This is a genomic window from Desulfogranum marinum, from assembly GCF_963675105.2.
GTDB lineage: Bacteria > Desulfobacterota > Desulfobulbia > Desulfobulbales > Desulfobulbaceae > Desulfogranum > Desulfogranum marinum.
On record NZ_CAXXRO010000003.1, the window covers coordinates 223687 to 243528 of the forward strand.

General features: G+C 46.5%; 13 protein-coding genes. 3 read left to right on the forward strand and 10 right to left on the reverse strand.

The genetic code is table 11. The features are described from left to right. The first annotated feature begins 116 nt into the window (after positions 1-116). Genes ACHZCY_RS07850 through ACHZCY_RS07860 form a run of 3 tightly spaced genes read left to right on the forward strand, consistent with a single transcriptional unit; the run spans position 117 to position 7126 of the window. A complete protein-coding gene (locus tag ACHZCY_RS07850) occupies positions 117-1439 on the forward strand; it encodes a TolC family protein (protein ID WP_319548457.1) in 1323 nt (440 codons plus the stop codon). Then, positions 1432-3351, forward strand: coding sequence for an efflux RND transporter periplasmic adaptor subunit (locus tag ACHZCY_RS07855; protein WP_319548458.1), 1920 nt, complete (start codon positions 1432-1434; stop codon positions 3349-3351). The genes ACHZCY_RS07850 and ACHZCY_RS07855 overlap by 8 nt, the downstream gene beginning before the upstream one ends. Continuing rightward, complete coding sequence (locus ACHZCY_RS07860) at positions 3341-7126, forward strand: efflux RND transporter permease subunit (RefSeq protein WP_319548459.1); 3786 nt, start codon at positions 3341-3343, stop codon at positions 7124-7126. The genes ACHZCY_RS07855 and ACHZCY_RS07860 overlap by 11 nt, the downstream gene beginning before the upstream one ends. 60 nt (positions 7127-7186) lie before the next feature. On the opposite strand, the gene ACHZCY_RS07865 is transcribed toward ACHZCY_RS07860, so the two are convergent. The 10 genes from ACHZCY_RS07865 to ACHZCY_RS07905 all read right to left on the reverse strand — a co-directional run bounded on the left by ACHZCY_RS07865 (position 7187) and on the right by ACHZCY_RS07905 (position 19758). Continuing rightward, a complete protein-coding gene (locus ACHZCY_RS07865; protein ID WP_319548460.1) occupies positions 7187-7513 on the reverse strand; it encodes an STAS domain-containing protein in 327 nt (108 codons plus the stop codon). An 18-nt stretch (positions 7514-7531) separates the two neighbouring features. Continuing rightward, positions 7532-7939 (reverse strand): ATP-binding protein, encoded by a 408-nt coding sequence (locus ACHZCY_RS07870; RefSeq protein WP_394713389.1) that lies wholly within the window; start codon positions 7937-7939, stop codon positions 7532-7534. A gap of 121 nt (positions 7940-8060) precedes the next feature. Then, positions 8061-10478: an ABC transporter ATP-binding protein/permease gene (locus ACHZCY_RS07875; RefSeq protein ID WP_319548461.1), complete on the reverse strand. Its 2418-nt coding sequence runs from the start codon at positions 10476-10478 to the stop codon at positions 8061-8063. Between the two features lie 110 nt (positions 10479-10588). Further along, the gene (locus ACHZCY_RS07880; protein ID WP_319548462.1) at positions 10589-12424 is read right to left on the reverse strand and encodes a SpoIIE family protein phosphatase; all 1836 of its coding nucleotides are present in this window, start codon (positions 12422-12424) and stop codon (positions 10589-10591) included. 735 nt (positions 12425-13159) lie between these two features. After that, positions 13160-13462 (reverse strand): class I SAM-dependent methyltransferase, encoded by a 303-nt coding sequence (locus ACHZCY_RS07885; RefSeq protein ID WP_319548463.1) that lies wholly within the window; start codon positions 13460-13462, stop codon positions 13160-13162. 52 nt (positions 13463-13514) lie between these two features. After that, the gene (locus tag ACHZCY_RS07890) at positions 13515-14444 is read right to left on the reverse strand and encodes a cation diffusion facilitator family transporter (RefSeq protein WP_319548464.1); all 930 of its coding nucleotides are present in this window, start codon (positions 14442-14444) and stop codon (positions 13515-13517) included. A gap of 181 nt (positions 14445-14625) precedes the next feature. After that, positions 14626-15912, reverse strand: a complete 1287-nt coding sequence (locus tag ACHZCY_RS07895; protein ID WP_394713374.1) for an APC family permease — start codon at positions 15910-15912, stop codon at positions 14626-14628. 777 nt (positions 15913-16689) lie between these two features. Further along, entirely contained in the window at positions 16690-16923 is a 234-nt protein-coding gene (locus tag ACHZCY_RS23590; protein ID WP_462687164.1) for a sll1863 family stress response protein, read from the reverse strand. A gap of 101 nt (positions 16924-17024) precedes the next feature. Further along, the gene (locus ACHZCY_RS07900) at positions 17025-17243 is read right to left on the reverse strand and encodes an SHOCT domain-containing protein (RefSeq protein WP_319548465.1); all 219 of its coding nucleotides are present in this window, start codon (positions 17241-17243) and stop codon (positions 17025-17027) included. Between the two features lie 136 nt (positions 17244-17379). Continuing rightward, positions 17380-19758 carry a heavy metal translocating P-type ATPase gene (locus ACHZCY_RS07905; protein ID WP_319548466.1) on the reverse strand — a complete coding sequence of 793 codons (2379 nt, stop codon included), beginning with the start codon at positions 19756-19758 and terminating at the stop codon, positions 17380-17382. Between the last annotated feature and the right edge of the window lie 84 nt (positions 19759-19842).

Genomic DNA, 19842 nt, shown 5'->3' on the forward strand with positions numbered 1-19842 from the left:
GGCAAAAAAAAACAATGTCCTCTTGTATAGGTATGTTTTACCATTAATTTTAATATAATAGATAATTAGATAGACGTTCGTTGGTAATGGTCACAGAAAACATCTTTGAGGCTTCTATGAGTACACTGAACGGTAAACGTGTTGTAACGAGAGCCCTTTGTTGCGCATTACTTTCCTTGATCACGTGGAGCAATGTACAGGCCAAGGAAATTGTTTTTAAAGCAACTACGCTAGAAGAATATCTCCACCAGGCTCAAACAACAAATCCTGATTTAAAGGCATTTCAAGCACGATACGAGGCGGCTTTGCAGCGTGCTCCGCAGGTATCGTCATTGCCGGATCCAATGCTGCAAGTTACCCATTTTGTTGAGTCCGTCCAAACGCGAACCGGCCCTCAGGAAAACATCTTTATGCTGAGCCAGCGTTTACCCTGGTTTGGGAAGTTAAGCAGTAGAGAGAATGTCGCTTCTGCTGAGGCAGAAGCTCTCTGGTATGCTTATCAGAGCAGGCAGTTACTTTTGGCGCGAAAGGTGGCAACACGCTATTTCGATTACGGATTTACCGGGAAAGCTATCACCTTAACCAATGAGAACCTACACTGGTTAGCAGAGTTGGAGCCTATTATAGAGGAGAAAGTCAGGGGAGGTGAAGATATCAATGCCCTGCTACGGCTTAAGGTTGAAGTGGGCAAGATAGCCGACAAACTGGCATCGTTGAAGCAAAAAAGGATTGCACAATCAGCTCAGTTAAGCGAGTTGCTTGCGGTAACGGGTGGTGCGGTATTGCCGTTACCCCAGCTGGATTTTCCAGCGGTTGCTGCGCTTGAAGCAAAGCCATTGCTAGACGCCATTGCACTTAACAACCCTGAGCTGCAAATGATTAAGCGTAAAATCCATAGCGCAGAAGCGCGCCAGGAGATAGCCAGATTAGCGAGCTACCCTGACTTCACCTTTGGTGTAACTTACATCCAAATTGGTGATCCAGAAGTCAATCCCAACACACCAGATGCGGGTAATGACCCTTGGGGAATAACGGCCTCCATGAATATCCCCCTTTGGTTTGAAAAAAATGAAGCTACTCGGGCCGAGGCTATAGCCGGTAAGCGGGCAGTTATACATGCATATACAAACCGTGCAAATGCGTTAGAAGCGGAAATGCGTGCCAGCCTCGCTCTTTTAGATGATGCTAACCGTCGATTAGAGCTCTACGGGAACGAGCTATTGGGGTTGGCTGAACAGGCAGTTGAAAACAGTCGGACCAGTTATGAAAGCGGTCGAACCGGCATCCTGGAAGTTATTGACAGTGAACGCTCGCTGCTAGATTTACAGCTGCTCTCCTGGCGGGCGGCTACCGATGCATGGAAACAGCGGGTTATTATCCAGACTCTTGCCAACCAGCCAATACAGGGGCTCGCGAGTGCGGAGAAACAAGATGAATAAAACAGCTATAATTGTACTGTGTAGTGCTCTGTTTTTTGCTGGTCTTGGCCTAGGTCGCTACTTTCTTCCTTCAACACCTGAGTCCGAAAACGAGGCCTACATCCAGCTGGCTTCAAACGGAGAGACTGAAACGCAGGAGCCCGTCATCTGGACCTGCTCTATGCACCCGCAGATACAGCAGCCAGAGCCTGGGAACTGTCCTATTTGCGGCATGGAATTGATTCCACTTGAACAGGATAGCGGCAATGATGACTCTCCCCGAACCATGAGCATGAGCGAGAGTTCTCGAGCGCTTGCAGATATCCAGACTACGCCAGTGCTACGCGAGTTCCCAGAGATGCAGGTTCGATTGGTGGGCAAATTAGCCTATGACGAAACCCAAGTGAAATCTATTACGGCCAGGTTTCCTGCTCGGATTGATGAGTTGTATGTCAATTTTACCGGCATTAAAGTACAAACAGGCGAACATCTGGCCAAGGTCTACAGCCCTGAACTCCTTACTGCTCAGCGGGAACTGCTGACTTCCTATAAACGGGATCCCAAAAGCTCAATAACGCGAGCTGCTCGTGGAAAGCTTCGCCTTTGGGGCCTTTTACCGTATCAAATTGACAGTATCATCAAAAAAGGAAAGCCCCGTGATCACTTTGTGTTACGTGCGCCAATAGGCGGGGTCGTTGTATCTAAGAATGTCAAAGAAGGGGATTACGTTAAAGTAGGGAGTCCTTTTTTCCGTATTGTCGATTTCACCGAACTGTGGCTCTACCTGGATGCCTACGAATCAGATATCACCTGGCTCCGCTATGGACAGGCGGTGACATTTTCGGTGGAGGCTTTTCCTGGTGAACAATTTCATGGTCTGATTGCGTTTATAGAACCAGAGGTAGACAGTAAAACACGTACTGTTTCCATCCGGGTTAATGTCCCTAACATCAATGGACGACTCAAGCCGGGTATGTTTGCCCGTGGAAATGTTGCCGTTAAGATGGCAGAAGAGGGGCAGGTTTACGCACCTGAATTTGCGGGTAAATGGATCAGTCCCATGCATCCGGAAGTTATTAAGGATGGGCCAGGGAAGTGTGATGTCTGTGGTATGGATCTTGTCCCGGCTGAAGAGCTTGGCTATGTGGGAAATGTAGACGTTTCCAAGCCATTAGTTATCCCTGATTCTGCGGTCTTGCGTACCGGAAAACGGGCCGTTGTGTATGTGGCCCAAAAAGATGCCGAGCGGCCCACGTACGAAGGACGGGAAGTTGTGCTGGGAGCACGGGCAGGTAGCTCTTTTATCGTCAAAAGTGGTTTGGTCGAAGGTGAACGGGTAGTGAGCAATGGTGCCTTCAAGATTGACAGTGCTCTCCAGATTCAGGCCAAACCAAGTATGATGAACCCACAAGGGGGAGGGGCTGTACCTGGACATGATCATGGCGATGCAAGCGGCACAGCAGTAACAGATAACATCCAGCATGAGGGAACTGCAATGCTTGAAGTTGCCGGTAACCTTGTCACCCAGCTGATGACACCCTATCTTGCACTCCAGGCGGCCCTGGCTGCAGATAACCTGGATGCTGCCAAGGCAAGCCTCAAAACAATGATGGAGCTTACCGGTCATTCAGGAAAGCTCGCTGAGTTGCTCCACACCATGCTTGCTGCGGAATCATTGGACGACGTACGGCGGCCCCATTTTGAAACGCTTTCCAATGCAATGATTGCGGCCGTCAAAGCAAGCCCTGCATCTTTCACCAACGAATTACTGATCATGCATTGCCCAATGGCATTTGGCGATCGCGGGGCGGACTGGCTACAGATGTCGGAACCACTCCAAAATCCCTATTTTGGAGCTGTTATGTTGAGTTGCGGTGACGTTAAAGAAAGGCTGATTCCAACCAAAAATGGAAACGACGAGCATGATCACTGAGCAATCATCCAATCCGATAAACAAGCTCATCCGTTTTTGTCTGGAAAACAAGCTTGTTGTGGTCCTTTTTACTGTTGTCCTGATTCTATGGGGAGTGATGGTCGCTCCGTTTGATTGGGAATTTGAAACATTTCCACGGGATCCGGTACCGGTCGACGCAATCCCGGATATCGGTGAAAATCAGCAAATAGTGTTTACCAAGTGGATGGGCCGCTCGCCCCAAGATATTGAAGACCAAATAACCTATCCACTAACAACAGCGTTACTTGGTCTCCCACAGGTAAAAACCATTCGCAGCTACTCGATGTTTGGCTTTTCTTCCATCTATATCATTTTTAAAGAAGACGTTGAGTTCTACTGGACACGCAGTCGAATTCTGGAAAAACTTAACAGTTTGCCATCCGGGACCTTACCCCAGGGGGTTACGCCACAATTGGGGCCGGACGCCACCGCTCTTGGCCAGGTTTTTTGGTATACCTTAGAAGGCATGGATAGCAGTGGTAACCCAAGCGGTGGGTGGGACCTGGAAGAATTGCGAAGTACCCAGGACTGGTATGTTCGTTATGGTTTGCAAGGTGTCGATGGGGTGGCAGAAGTGGCATCCATTGGCGGGTTTGTAAAAGAATACCAGGTCGATGTCGATCCTGATGCCCTGCGAACTTATAATATTGCCTTGCACGAGGTGTTTGATGCTGTACGGGCGAGCAACCTTGATGTCGGTGCCCGTACGATTGAGGTCAATCGTGTCGAGTATGTTATCCGCGGTCTAGGATTCATTGAAAACCTTGATGACCTACGACAGACTGTTATCACCCAGCGCAACAACATTCCGGTAACCCTTGATCAGGTTGCCCAGGTTGCATATGGGCCGGCCCTGCGACGGGGAGCTCTTGATAAAGCTGGCGCAGAGGCTGTCGGTGGGGTTGTCATCACTCGCTATGGCGAAAATCCGCTTGCGGTTATCAAGCGATTGAAAGAGAAAATTGAAAAAATATCGCCTGGCTTGCCTAAAAAAACACTGGAAGACGGCACTGTCAGCCAGGTTAAGATTGTACCCTTTTACGATCGTACTGGTCTGATCTACGAAACTTTGGGCACCCTGGAGGATGCCGTTCGCCAGCAAATTTTAGTGACGATCATCGTTGTAGTTGTGATGGTTCTCCATTTACGGAGCGCTGCGTTAATTTCCGGCGTTCTTCCCCTTGCAGTGCTCTTTGCCTTTATCGGTATGCGACTTTTTAAGGTCGATGCCAATGTTGTAGCCTTGTCAGGGATAGCTATTGCCATTGGTACCATCGTGGATATGGGAGTAGTGCTTACCGAAAACATCCTCAAACATCTCGACGATGCTGATCCTAAAGAAGATAGGCTGGAGGTGGTATACCGAGCCTGTACGGAAGTTGCCAGTGCTGTTGTTACCGCCGTACTTACGACGGTTATCAGTTTTTTACCGGTCTTCACCATGGAAGCTGCAGAAGGGAAATTATTCCGTCCGTTGGCGTATACAAAGACTTTTGCTCTTATCGGTTCGATTGTCGTTGCCCTAACCATCCTCCCACCACTCGCTCACTGGCTTATTGCAGGTACACACAAGGCGGGATGGTCAAAAATAGGTCTTTGGGGAACCATGGCCCTGTCTGGCCTCGTCGGGATACTTTTTCTTTCATGGTTTCCTTGGTGGCTTGGCGCACTGATGATCATTACCGCTGCTTTCCATCTGGCTGATAAACAGCTCCCTCCCAGGGTACGCCGAATCATTTTGTTTCTTTTTAATATCATTGTGGCAGTGCTGGTCGCCATATGGCTGGCCGTTGACTGGAAACCACTTGAACCAGAACAGCAATCCCACAATATGATTTTCGTACTCCTTACTGTGGGTGGGTTACTGACATTTATTTATTTCTTCATCCATTTTTATGCAAAGATGCTGGTTGCCATTTTACGCTTCAAGACAGCCTTCCTCCTCTTCAGCAGTATTATCGTACTCTTTGGGTTCATGGTGTGGCTTGGCACAGACAGGGTGTTAGGGTGGATGCCGGAAATGGTGAAGAACTCTCGTCCTTATGTATCTTTGGCCCATAACGTCCCTGGCCTGGGCAAAGAGTTCATGCCTGCACTGGATGAAGGATCATACCTCCTGATGCCAACCACCATGCCCCATGCCTCAATCGGTGAGGCAATGGATGTGTTACGTAAGCAGGACATGGCCATTAATGCGATCCCAGAGGTTGAGCTCGCGGTAGGTAAAATCGGGCGTGTGGAAAGTCCACTCGATCCTGCCCCTATTTCAATGATAGAGACAATTATCACCTATGCCTCGGAGTTTAAGACTGACGATGATGGCCGTATTCTGACATTTGCTTATGATGAGAAGAAAGGTGTTTTTCTCCGTGATGATAACGACAACTTGATGCTGGATAAAGATGGCCGTCCTTTTCGGCAATGGCGTGATGAGATTAAAAGCCCTGACGACATCTGGGATTTGATAGTTGATGCGGCCTCGATCCCTGGAACTACATCAGCACCTAAATTGCAGCCAATTGCAGCTCGGATAGTGATGCTACAAAGCGGTATGCGCGCTCCCATGGGATTGAAAGTCTATGGGCCGGACCTAGAAACAATCGAAAAGACAGCACTGAAAATTGAAGGCCTTTTGAAGCAAGTTCCTTCTATCAAGGCTGACGCTGTCCTGGCAGACCGCATTGTCGGCAAACCTTACCTTGAGGTGGATATAGATAGGGAGGCAATAGCTCGTTACGGAATAAAGGTAAAGATGGTTCAGGATGTGATTGAAGTCGCCATAGGCGGCAAACCCATCACCCAAACAGTAGAGGGACGTGAACGCTACTCAATTCGTGTGCGCTATATGAGAGAATTGAGAGATAGTATTGAATCTATCTTCACCATTCTGGTAGCTGCTCCTGATGGAACGCAGATACCGCTGCGCGAGTTGGCTTCTATCAACTATGTTCGGGGCCCGCAGGTCATTAAAAGCGAAGATACGTTTCTGGTCGGCTATGTCATTTTTGATAAGCAAGAAGGCTATGCCGAAGTGGAAGTGGTGGAGCAGGCGCAGAGTTTTCTACAGGATAAAATACGCGCTGGTGAGCTTTCCATTCCAGCGGGAGTCAACTATACTTTTACCGGCAGTTATGAAAACCAGGTGCGTGCTGAGAAGAAGCTCAGGGTTGTGTTGCCTATTGCTTTGTTTGCTATTTGGCTCATTCTCTATTTTCAATTTAAAAAGAACTCGACCACCATGCTGGTTTTCTCCGGGATCCTCTTTGCCTGGTCTGGCGGCTTCATTATGATCTGGCTTTACGGGCAGCCATGGTTTCTTAATTTTGAGATCCTTGGGCATAACCTACGTGCTTTATTCCAGATGGGAACCATAAATTTGAGTGTTGCAGTCTGGGTAGGCTTTCTTGCCCTTTTTGGCATTGCTACGGATAACGGTGTCATTGTCTGCACCTACCTGCAACAGGTCTTTAAAGAAAAGGCTCCCACAACTATTAAAGCAATTAGGGATGCGACAGTGGAAGCAGCTGAAAGACGTGTTCGCCCGGCCATGATGACCAGTGCCACGACTGTCCTGGCGTTATTACCAGTACTCACCTCTACTGGTAGAGGATCGGATGTGATGGTGCCCATGGCAATACCGACATTCGGAGGTATGATGCTTGCCATTCTTACCATCTTTGTGGTTCCCATTTTTTACTGTGGCCTTGCTGAAATCGCTCTGAAAATGAAACTCAAAACTACCAATGCTGATTAGGAGGAGTAAGGTTGCGCAACCTTCTAACTCATTGATTGCAAAAAAAAACGTCTGAATTGACTATGCTAGGAATTCTTCAGACGTATTGAACATTGGGATGAAGGAATCAAACCCTGATATCTCAAATATTTCACGAACGTGGTCTTGAGCATTACATATGGCGAATGTATTGCCACTTTTTTTAAGATTGCGTGAAAAGTTAAAAATAACTCTGAGCCCTGCACTTGAAATATAATCAAGTTCAGCAAAATTTATGATAATTGTTTTTTCAGGCTGTATGGAAAAAGATGATATCCAATTTTCGGCATCTTCAGCTGTCCCTGAGTCAAGGCGACCAATTATATCGATAGTGATATAGCCGCTATTGTCGGATGTCGTGATTTGCATAGAGTTTTTTTTAAGTGATTATTTTATAATTTTTGTCAACTTGAGTATATTTTTCCGATCTTTTCTTATGTAAGTATAGCTATCTGTAAAATGTCGTACCAAGTGGACACCGAGTCCTCCTGCCTGTCGCTCTTCAAAAGGTAGGTGTATGTCGGGAGGCGATACTTGAAGAGGGTTAAAAGCAGAGCCCGAGTCTTTATATACTATCAGAAGCTCAGTGCCTGTTCGTTCAAGGGACACCTCAATTGAATTGGTGGTACCTGTTGAAGCATATTTGAAATAATTGGTATAAAGCTCTTCGATTATCAGGATTATTTCTGAAATTGTTCTGTGAGAAATATTCCAGGTTTCAGCCAAGTTTTCGCATTGCATACGAAATGCCTCGAAAGTTTTGTCCGATGAATCCAAAAGGAAGTGTGCTTTCATGTTGTTAATGATATCATCCACTGCTTTTTCTCGGACCTCTCCCGAAACGGTTTTTTACCGATTCCAACCCAAACGCCTCGTTTTTGAACAGACACTCTTGTCGTAAGAGGGTTTACAGTTATTATTGTGCCTTTTTCCCGGTGACAAGTTCGTATAGCCCACCCTTACAACGCATCAATTCTTCATACGTACCGTATTCTGCTATCTTACCTGATTTCATTACACCGACAGCATCAAAATGCTTGATAGTATCCAGTCGATGTACAACTGCAATAACCGTTCGTTCCCCTTTCCACCTCTCCATAAGCCGTTGGATCCTTGCCTGTGATGTGTTGTCCAGAGCGGAGGTTGCCTCATCCATGAGGATTACTTTTGGTTCTTTCAACAGAACTCTGGCAATGGCAAGTTTTTGTCTTTGTCCACCGGATAAATTGTCACCCATATTGCCAACATTATACTGCATGCCAGCTTCGGCAACATCTTCCAGGCAATCTTCTTCTATCAGTAAACGGATGATTGTCCGGTTCACCTTTTCGTTGGGTAACGATTCGTCGGTCTTCATCTTGCCAAAAAGAATGTTATTAAAAACTGATTGCCCTTTAAGAGGTTCATTGTTTTTCAGGGGAGTAAGTAAACTGGTACATTCTTTATCGCTTAACTGCGTCCAATGCGACCTGGCAGCGAGGATACTTGTTGTAAGGCCAGGTGGCATTGAAAAAATAGATTGAATGCCAGCTTTATACAACAATGCCGGCTTGAGGAGAAGGCACTGCTCCTCATGAGAAAGGTCATAGTTCGGAGTTGTATCCAGTCGACTGAAAAGTGACGCATATTCCGATGCATTACTAATAGCTAACGGCGTAGCCTGGATGGCTTTTTCTTTATTCCCAGGTGCCAGGTAATACTCGACAGATTGCTTTGCTATTTGTGTCCCCAAGGTCAGTAAAGGGGTGATGAGGTTGTGTTTGCTAAGGAAATCTATAAAGAACGTGTGGGTGAAAAGAGCGTTAATGGTATCTTCAGGATTCCGCGATACGGAAAATGTTAAATTTTCCAGGATATTTGAATAGTGTAGATATGCATTGTAGTCGTAGAATTCAATGTAACATTCAAGAGTTGAGCCAACAGTATTTTGAAAATTTTTCCGAATGGTAATAATCTTTGAGGTAACAGCGGTGGGTGAATGTTCATATACTGTCTCAAGGCCGAATCGAATGACATCAACAAAAAAACCAGTATGTTGTAGGCTCAGAATGAGATTGTCAAGGGAAGGTGTTTTATATGTTTCTCTATCAACGCTGTTATGAATGTGAGCGGAACGATGTGCATAGAGAAGATTGTCGATGACGCTACCTGAAAAAATAAACGGATTTTGAGAAATATATCCCATGTGTTCAATAAGCTCATCTTTTTGCATATTCTTTATCTCGATCCCGTCAAGCTGTATGGAACCGCTGGTATAATCAAACATTTTGGCAATGCATTGTACGAGTGTTGACTTACCACTACCGGAAAAACCTACCAACGCGAGATGCTGTCCTGGTTGTAAGGAGAAGCTCACCTGTTGCAAAAGTGCTTTTCCTTCTGCAATGGTGTATCCCACATTGGACAACTCCAAAGCTCCATAAATGGAAATAGAGTCCTTTTCGTCTCCAGTAAGTAGAGGCACAGGAGGAACATCAAAGGATCTCATGGTTCGTTGATATCGTACAGAGGCATCCTGATATACTTGATAAAATTCAATCAGCTCTTTCCAGGGGTCATAGAGTTTTTCTTGAGCAGAAAGAAACGCAACCATTGAGCCAAGTGCAAGCTGCCCGTTCATGACCAGATAGCCCCCAAAGATGAAAACGATAAAGGGCCCAAGATTGACAAAATAGTTGTTTACCGATTTGATACTAAAACGAAATAAAGACCACTTAAGCCGTATGGATCGGAGACGTTCAATGAGTTCGTTAAATTTTTGTTTTTCAACGGAAGAAGCACCATGAACATTGATTTCATGTATGCCTGTAATCGATTCTGTGATTTGACTTGCAACCAGCCGGGATTGATCCACTCTTTTTTTATTGAGTCGGTTGGCTTTTTTCTGTAGGTAAGGGACTAAAATGACCACTATTGGATAAATAGCGAAAATGGAAAGAGCAAGTTGCGGGTGCAGCCAGAGCAAATAACCGGCAAAGGCGAGTAACGTCAAGATATTGGAAACAGGAACCGCCAGTGCCATTCCGGCAAAGGTGCCGGCCGATGCTAGTTCGGTCATAAGGGAGGCTACTACTACACCTGGTTGGGTGTTACGAAAAAAAAGAAGAGGTAGGGAGATAATATGGCTATAGAGCTCTTTCCTCATCGAGAACATGGCCTGTTCACCGATTCTCGCCTGAAGAAAATTGACACACAGTTTACTTGCACCAGTAACCGTGACAGCAAGAAGGTAAATAGTGCAATAAAGTAAGAGTTGGTCAATTTTTTTGAGAACTATTGCCTCGTTGATGATTCTTTTTTGCATCTCCAAGGGTACGACTCTCGCAAACACCATTATCGCTATCAACAAGAGTAACAACAGCTGCCACTTTAGATTGTTATGAAACGCCCAGAAAAACAAGCTTTTTTGAGTTACCGACGTGTTTGTTGGTTGGGTTTTAGCTTTCACGTTTTGCCGCTTCTGTTGGTTGACATCGTTGAGGGCGATGAGAGATTATTGCCCAAAGAGTCTGACTCAAATGCAATAATCACCAGTGTAATATCATCCGCCTGTTCAGCCTTTCCTCGGAACAACGTAACCTTATCTGTTATTTGCTTTATTATTTGAGCAGGTTGGGACTGATGGTAATTTCGGATAATCTCTTTTACCCTTTCTTTGCCAAATTGTTCCTGCTGTTCATTTTCCTGTTCCCACACTCCATCACTCCCAACAATGAGGAGATGCCGTTGGTGCGTCAATTGTAACGCGTTACCATTGTATTGGATGTCTGCATCAAGGCCGAGCACTAATCCTGCTCCTTGCAGTTCAGTAAAGGTACCGTTTGCAGGTGTAAAGAGCAGTGCTGGCTCATGTCCGGCCCGAACCCATTGAACAGTGTTAAGGCCTGGCTCAATTTCGAGGTAAAACAGTGATGAAAAATTACCGTATTGCAATGTGTCCCAGCAGAGATATCGATTAACATCGTTAATACGTTCTGCTGCGGAGCCTGGCTTCTGTACCCGAACACGTAAAAGGGCCCTGAGAGTTGCCATGAGTAGCGCCGCACCAATTCCGTGGCCAACAACATCACCGACAGCTACATGAAGTTTTCCAGGATGTGTTTCTGATTCGATAAAATCGAAGTAATCTCCTCCGGTTTCGTCACAGTATAGACTTATACCGCTGGCAGTTATTCCTTTGTCCGAGTAGTCGTTTTGTGGTAAAAGCGTCATTTGTACTTCTTGTGCAATTTCCATGGATTTTTGAAGCTGCATGCCTCGTTGGAGCTGAGAGGTCATGCGATTAAAACTATGGAGCAAATCACCGACTTCATCTTTTGTGGTCACCTTAAATGGTTTGCTGAAGTTTCCGTTTGCCAGCTCGTCAGCTGCTGTTGAAACCTGCTTGATGGATTGTGTGGTTTGTTTAAAGCTGGAACGAATAAACCAGAGCAAAATAGCTATACAGAACAGAACTGTAACAATGTATGCAGATCTGAATTTTATCAGCGGCTGCAGCACCTTCTCACCTGAAGTGATAATGACCATCGTCCAGGGGGCTTCATTGAGTCGGTAAAATCCGCTGATCTGTTTCGGGGGAATCCCTTTACCGAAAATAATTCCAGACTCATCCGTTGATAACGCAGCTAATGTCTTTTTTTCAAGAGCGTTAAACTGGCCAAACCGTTTGGTGGAGTGTTGATCGGGATATTCTTTGTTATTAATTGTTTGAGCCAGAATGTGGCCATCCTGATCAACAATATACGCTTTATAGATATTCCACCATTTGGATTGAATTGTTTGCGCTATGAGTTGTTCAAAATCCATAGATAGCTCTATATTACCGATTACTTCATCCTCCATATTGATAAGACTGGTGCTCAACAGGACGATATTTTGCTCAAACGATACTTCATAGAAAGGCGGGGTAACTCCCAGTACTTTACCTGTATAATTTTCATTTCCTAACCGGTGTAATATATGCCGTCTCATTTTGAGTCCCTGGCTTCCCATTTCACTGGGCCATTCGGCATTGATATCAGTTACTCCCTGAATTTGTTGCAATCGATCAACAATAATTTCATGGATGCCGGTATCAAAATCTCTTTTTGACATGCCGTCGAGAAAAGAAAGTAATTGTTTCGGACGGTTAAGCTGCATGTCAATGTTATGGGCGGCTTTTTCCAACTGAGCTAGCGCCGTTTCTCCCCACTGGTCAATCAGAACATTACGGACAGCTATAAAGCCAAAGACACCCGTCAGAGTCAGAAAGAGGAAAATCGGTAGTATAATAAACACCACGGTTCGCTGGTGTAGTGTTTTTGGATGGTACATAGGCTTGATTATAAATGGAGTGTGAGTAAGGAGTAAGAAACAATTATTTACTAACGGTAAGCATAAGCTACTATTTATAGGTAGGACTAGCGGGGGCATTTAGTTCCAAAACCGTAGGTTTTCGTTCAAATGCCCCCGCTGGTCCGATATGGAATAACTATAAGCTATTGCCACTAGTGTTGATAAACGTGTTAACCACGTGCGGGCCATTTATCTTGGCTTTTGATCTCACATACCTGAGAATTGCGGGACAGGCAGAGAGGAAATAGCCTCTTTAGAAAAAGAGATCTTCAACCTCCAGCAGCAAATCCGGGATAAAGCTCGACAGTATTAACGGAGTCTTGCAGCGACGTCAGCTTCGGACTTGATGAGTTGGCTGCCGTGATTAATTGTTGGATATCTCTTGTTTTTTTTAGCTTACACGAGTCTAATTTTCGGTGACGATCTATGGGCTCGGCCGAGTCCCGCGGCATGAAATTGTATTTCTTCCTGCCAATGCTGCCGAGACGAGGTAAGCCAACTGTTTAGCCGGTTTCGCCGCTTTATGGTGGAATCAAAATCCCTGAATTTAGTTTTCGTATGGCTTTTCAGCTGTGATGATCAAACCAGCTCCATTCAAAGAGTGCTCTTCATTAAAGCTACCAAGACGTGCCTGCAACACGTCTTTTCCACGAGCCCATTTGGCTTCGAGTTTAGTGTTATTTAAGTCTTCAACAGAATTGATACCGGCACACCGAAGAAAGATACAATATAGTGGAAATAGCCACCGCAGTCGACCCCAATAATATTGCCGTGCTCGCCGACTCGCTCAACAAGCAATGGAAAGTTGCGACCAGTACCACATCCGACATCAAGCACGGTGGCCCCCTCAAGATTACCGAGAAAGTCGATCGCGTGGTGACGATACTGCTCAAGCCCAAGGATGCGTCCAAACACGATGTCGGTCAGTCGATCATAGTACCGTGCAGCACCATTGTATTTTTTAGAGACATCACTTAATTGCATCGCAGCGTCCTTGTCGGCCAACGCTGAATTAGGTCACCGCGGTCTTTTGTATTCAATTGGAACGGCGTGTCAGCTCTTCCTGCTGGCATTTGTTACTATCCAGCATACAGTTATTTTCACCCATGGATGTCTCAACCTGGATTGTCGAATGCTCTATTCCGAAATGATCGTGCAGATGTTGCTGGAGGTTCCGCAGGAAATTGTTATCCAGTGATTTGTCATTGACCACTATATGAACAGTCAGTGCAATTTCGGTGGTACTCAACGACCAGACATGTAGATCGTGAATGCGATTTACATAATCAAAGCTCATCAAATAGTTTCTTATTGCGGGGACATCGATGTTGTCGGGTACCGCATCCATAGCATAGTTTATGGAATCGCGAAGCAATCCCCATGTGCCGACAAGGATAACAGCGACGATCATAAGGCTCACCACAGGGTCGATCCACAGCCACCCCTTGACTATGATGAATATGCCAGCGACAACGACACCGAGCGACACCCCTGCGTCAGCAGCCATATGAAGAAAGGCACCTCTTATGTTTAAGTCATGTTTTTGTCCCTTGACAAAAAGTAATGCAGTTAAGGTGTTGATGACGACTCCAATCGCAGCAACCACAATAACCGTCATACCTTCAACAGGCTTCGGGCCGAAAAAACGCCCGATAGCTTCCCAGGCAATGCCTCCGAGCGCAATAAGTAAAAGTATCGCACTAGCTAGAGAGGCCATTACTGTAGCCTTTCGGAAGCCATACGTCCGTTTCTCTGTTGCAGGTTTTGTGGCGAGCACGCTTGCCCCCCAAGCAAGCAACAAACTGGCCACATCACTTAAATTGTGTCCTGCGTCTGCTATCAGTGCAAGTGAGTCAGCTAATATCCCATAGCTGGCTTCAACAGCAACAAAAAAGATATTAAGTATAACGCCAATAGCAAAGGAACGATTGTAATTTCCTATGCCATTACTGTGGCCGTGGCTCATGTCTTTTCCGAATATTATGGTTTGCGTGGCGTTAACTGGCCGCGTTGTTTGTGGGTCCAGTGGAAGAATTGATTAAGATGAAATCTTGAAAAATTACCCTTCCCAAACAACATCCACGGGAGGATAGCCCCCAGCGGGAACAGGTGAAAGTGTGGTTTGCTGCAGTTCAGAAAAATCGAGATCATGATTGAGCCTCTTGAGGATCATTATAGTTGGGATCTTCCTCGTCGGGTTCGTGCACTTTAAGAAAGAACTTTTCGCCTGCAAAAACCAGAATCAAGCCGATGATCGATGCCCAGATGACGGTCATGTCAGATTGTATCTTGACCCATATAAAGGCACCGAGCACAATCACGTCGAGCACGATAGCAGTGATGAGAATGGACGCTTTGGCGCCGACGTCTTTGCGGAGATGCCTGAACACACCCCAGTGGATACCGATGTCCATGATGATGTAGAAAATCGCACCGAGCGAAGCGATGCGGCTAAGGTCGAAAAAAATTGTCAGCACGATGGCGATGGCGACCGTGTAGATCAGCGTGTGTATCTGTAACCCACCGGGCAACTTGAAGTGACGGTGCGGCACGAGCTGCATGGTGGTGAGCATGGTCAGCATCCGCGAGACGGCGAAGACACTGGCGATTACGCCTGAGACCGTGGCTATGATGGCGAAGCCGACCGTGAACCAGAGTCCGTATTGCCCAAAGGCCGGGCGCGAGGCCTCGGCCAGCGAATAGTCTTTTGCCTTGACAATCTCCTCGATCGATAGGTTGGCCCCCACGGCCAGAGCTATAAGTACATAAAGGACGGTGCAGGTGAAAATCGAAATGATAATCGCGCGACCGACGTTCTTCTCCGGCTCCTTCAGCTCGTCGCCGCTGTTAGTGATGGTGGTGAAACCTTTGTAACCGAGGATGCCCAAGGCCACCGCCCCAAGGAAACCGGCGACACCGGTCTGCTGGGGTGTGGCACTCACGCTCTCAAACTCCAGACCTGAAGCCCACAGACCGCCAGCCGCAAGCACAACGAGCCCGGCGATCTTCAAGAAAGCGGTGAAAAAAGAAAAAGACTGGATGTATTTATTCTTCAGCAGATTGATGCCGAAGGCGAAAACGAGCAGGCCAACCCCGAGCGCTGGCACAAGCCAGTCGGCTTGCTCGGCGTTAAACAACTGCAAGGTATAGGTGCCGAAGGTGCGAGCCACCAAGCTCTCGTTGATGATCATTGAAAAATACATGAGCAGAGCGCAGGCGCCTGTCATCAGGCTCTTGCCGTAGGCTTTTTTGAGAAACATGGCAATACCGCCCGCCGACGGATAGGTCTGTGCCATCTTTACGTAGGAATAGGCGCTGAAGCTTGCAATGATCGCAGCGATGAGAAAAGCCAATGGAAACCATGTACCAGCCAGCTCGGCGATTTGCCCGGTCAGCGCAAAAATGCCGGCGCCAATCATCACGCCCGTGCCCATAGAGACCGCACCCCAAAGCTTCAGGCTATTTTTTTGTAGTTTGAGGAATTGTTCTCGCCCATCGGTATTTATATTAGGTAGATTTAATTGTCATCCGTTAGACCATAGCCACTGGAAGTGATGTTTACGGTCGGATAAATGAACACAGCGGTACATCGCTGTCGCCACCGACACCTGGCACATTTCATCTCACGGTTGTCAAAGAAGACAGTCCTTGAGACAAGAGTTAGTAAGGTAATACGAAACCGCTTTGTAGGCACCTAACGTATCCGCTACTACCTTTCAACTAGTCACTAATGCTCAATAAACTAATACCAACCTGCAGTTTTTCAAGCGATTTTGGCTTTATCTCTGGGCCAACTAACACCCTAAGGTACAATTTCGATATGCACGGGATATTCGGTTGTGGCCGCGGCGATGCTAGCGTTTATCGGCATGTGTGACCTGGAAGGTTGATTTTTAAACAAGGAAGAGGATCAGGCTATTGCAGCTGAAAAACCGGCAACTGTCAGATCAGGTCTGAATCACTACAGCTAAAGTGTCCCCAAACCTTGGCTCCTTAACTTTTTTCTATTCAGTTTCAATTTGATCACAGCCCCAAAAAGACAGAAATTGAGCATTTTTTCAGGTGATAAGTAACTACTTTTATTACCCTTATCTTTTTATTACACCTGGTTCTCCCTCTCATGATTTAATAACCATAGCGCTACCAATACAATACTCGGATCACTGAGTAAAACCGGGAGGAAATATTTATCATTCCACGGTCAATCTTGGTTAATTAACAACAGCCTGGGCTGAATCTATGGCATGGTCGATGCGGTCCCTGAGTGTTTCAATTTCAGATTTCAGCCGCTGCCAATCTTTTTCGCCACTCTCTATTAATTCAGAAAGCTTTTTAGCAACGTTCTTTTCTTTCGCAACGATATCCTCGATAACCTGATAATATTTGATTTGATGATCAGGCTCCTCTTCACCGATCTCCTCGGTAATTATATTGAATTTATATATTCCGCCTCCATGATTCCAGCTGTTCTTCGATTTTCATAATATAGTTTTGTTTATCACTCATATCGGTTCTCCCAGAACCCGTTGCTAGGGTTTTACACTGCCTAGTCTTCAAGCTCTTTTTTTAGTCGGTCAAATTCCTCTTTGTTTATTTCTCCGCTGGCATACCGGTTCTTAAGAATATCAAGATAGTTCTGCGGCGCAGGATCATCTTTGTTATTTGCGTTATTTATCCGCGAAAAAATCCAATAGATAATCGCTCCTCCTATGAGCAGCCAGATGAACCACATAAACATCCCTCCAAAACCACCGTACCCCATCATATGATTCCCTCCTTGATACGACTGATCCATCTTTTGGTGGGAACAACCTGATAGGACCAGCAAAGAAACTGTCAAAACGAGAAATATCAGATGCTTTCTTTTGACTTTGTTTTTCATATCAATGCCGTGGATTGTTTTAGTTGATTTCCTTCCGATGCAGTCTCAGAGCATTACCAATAACAGAAACAGACGACAGGCTCATGGCAGCTGCACCTATAATTGGCGACAGCAATATTCCCCACAATGGATACAGAACTCCGGCTGCCACCGGTATACCCAGACCGTTGTAAATAAAGGCAAAAAACAGGTTCTGCTTGATATTGGTCATGGTTGCATTGGAGAGTTTTTTGGCGCGAACAATCCCGTTGAGATCGCCTTTCACCAGCGTGACTCCAGCCGATTCCATGGCCACATCCGTGCCGGTTCCCATGGCAATACCGACATCAGCCTGAGCCAAGGCTGGGGCATCATTAATGCCGTCTCCCGCCATCGCCACGACACTGCCATTCTCCTGAAATTCTTTTACTTTTGCTGCTTTTTGCTCTGGTAGAACTTCCGGAACCACCTCATCGATATTGAGATTGGCAGCGACCGCTTCGGCAGTGGAGCGGTTATCCCCGGTTAGCATGACAATCCGCAATCCTTCGCTGTGAAGCTTTGAAATTGCGTCCGGGGTGGTTTCTTTTATCGGATCGGACACGGCCAGCAAACCAGCCAGCTTATTGTCAACGGCAACATGCATAACGGTGCGGCCATCACCGCGCATTTTATCGGCTTCATCACGATATGAAGAGATATCGATGTCAAATTCTTCCATGAATCTCTGATTGCCAAGCAATACGGTGGCGCCGTCAACATTACCGGAGACGCCCTTTCCAGTATGCGATTCAAACCCGGTAGCTTCAGTTAATGTAATATCACGCTCCTCTGCACCTCGGACAATCGCCTCAGCCAACGGATGTTCGCTTACCTTCTCCAGGCTTGCAGCATGGAGAAGCAGTGCGTCTTCGGACATGTCTTCTACCGGTACAACATCAGTCAGCTCCGGTCGGCCTTTGGTAAGCGTACCGGTCTTGTCGACAACAAGGGTGTCAACTTTACAAAGCGTTTCAATCGCTTCAGCATCTTTGAAAAGAACCCCCAGGCTGGCTCCCTTACCTGTCGCCACCATGATTGACATCGGTGTGGCCAGGCCCAGCGCACAGGGGCAGGCGATGATAAGTACCGAGACAGAAACAATGAGCGCATAGGCCAGGCGCGGTTCCGGGCCGATAAAGAGCCATATAAAAAACGCTATTACCGATGTGCCGATTACGGCCGGAACAAAATAGCTGGCCACGACATCGGCCAGTTTCTGAATCGGGGCGCGGCTGCGCTGTGCTTCAGCCACCATGTGCACAATTTGGGAAAGAACGGTATCGCTGCCGATTTTCTCGGCACAAATAGTCAACGCGCCGGTGCTATTTACAGTGGCGCCGATCACTTTATCATCACGTCCTTTTTTAACCGGAACCGGTTCGCCTGAGATCATCGACTCGTCAACTGAACTCGAACCGTCAGTTACGACACCGTCTACCGGTATTTTTTCACCCGGTCGCACCCTTAATAAATCGTCGATCTGAACATCTTCCAGAGGAATATCTGTTTCGTTTCCCGCATCGTCAATCTTATGAGCCGTCTTGGGAGCGAGGCCAAGCAGGGCCTTAATTGCCGCTCCGGTCTGACTGCGTGCTCTAAGCTCAAGGACCTGTCCCAAAAGAATGAGGGTTACGATGACCGCTGCTGCTTCGAAGTAGACGCCGACGGCTCCTTCAGGGCCTCGCACAGCCTCAGGAAATATCATCGGAGAGAACACGGCGATAACGCTGTAGGCATAGGCCATGGAAACGCCGAGCCCTATCAGCGTGAACATATTGAGACTGCGTTGACGCAATGAATTAATTGCTCGCATCAGAAAGACCCACCCACACCAGCCAACAACAGGTGTTGCCAGAACAAGTTCTATCCAGCCAAGGGTTGGCGCTGAAGCAAGCTCTTCGATGTAATGTCCACCCGGTAACATATCCCGCATGGCAATAATCACCAACGGCAGCGTAAAGACTGCGCCAACAATGAACCGTGTGCGCATGTCGAGATATTCACTTTTATCCTCTTCTTCAAGACTGACCGTCATCGGTTCCAGGGCCATACCGCACTTGGGGCACGAACCGGGTTCATCCTCAATAACTTCCGGGTGCATAGGACAGGTGTATTGACCATTGGAGTCAGTTTTTTCGGATAGTTTACTGTCCTGGGTCTCGTCATGTTCATTAAAATATGATTCTGGGTTTTCTTTGAATTTTTCAAGACAATGTTCGCTGCAGAAAAAATATCTCTCGCCCTCGTAGCGGTGCAGGATGAATTCACCTTTATCCTCGGTTTTCATGCCGCACACTGGATCAGCATACTGCTGCCTCGAGGTATGATCAGTTTTTTGTATTTCCTCTCCAGAATTTGTGTGATCGGTATCATTCATTGGCAAACCTCATTAATGAGAAAAGCTAAGTAGTCGTTAAGCGTTTCTGAGCCACCTTAACTCTTACAGTGCAAATAGTATGCC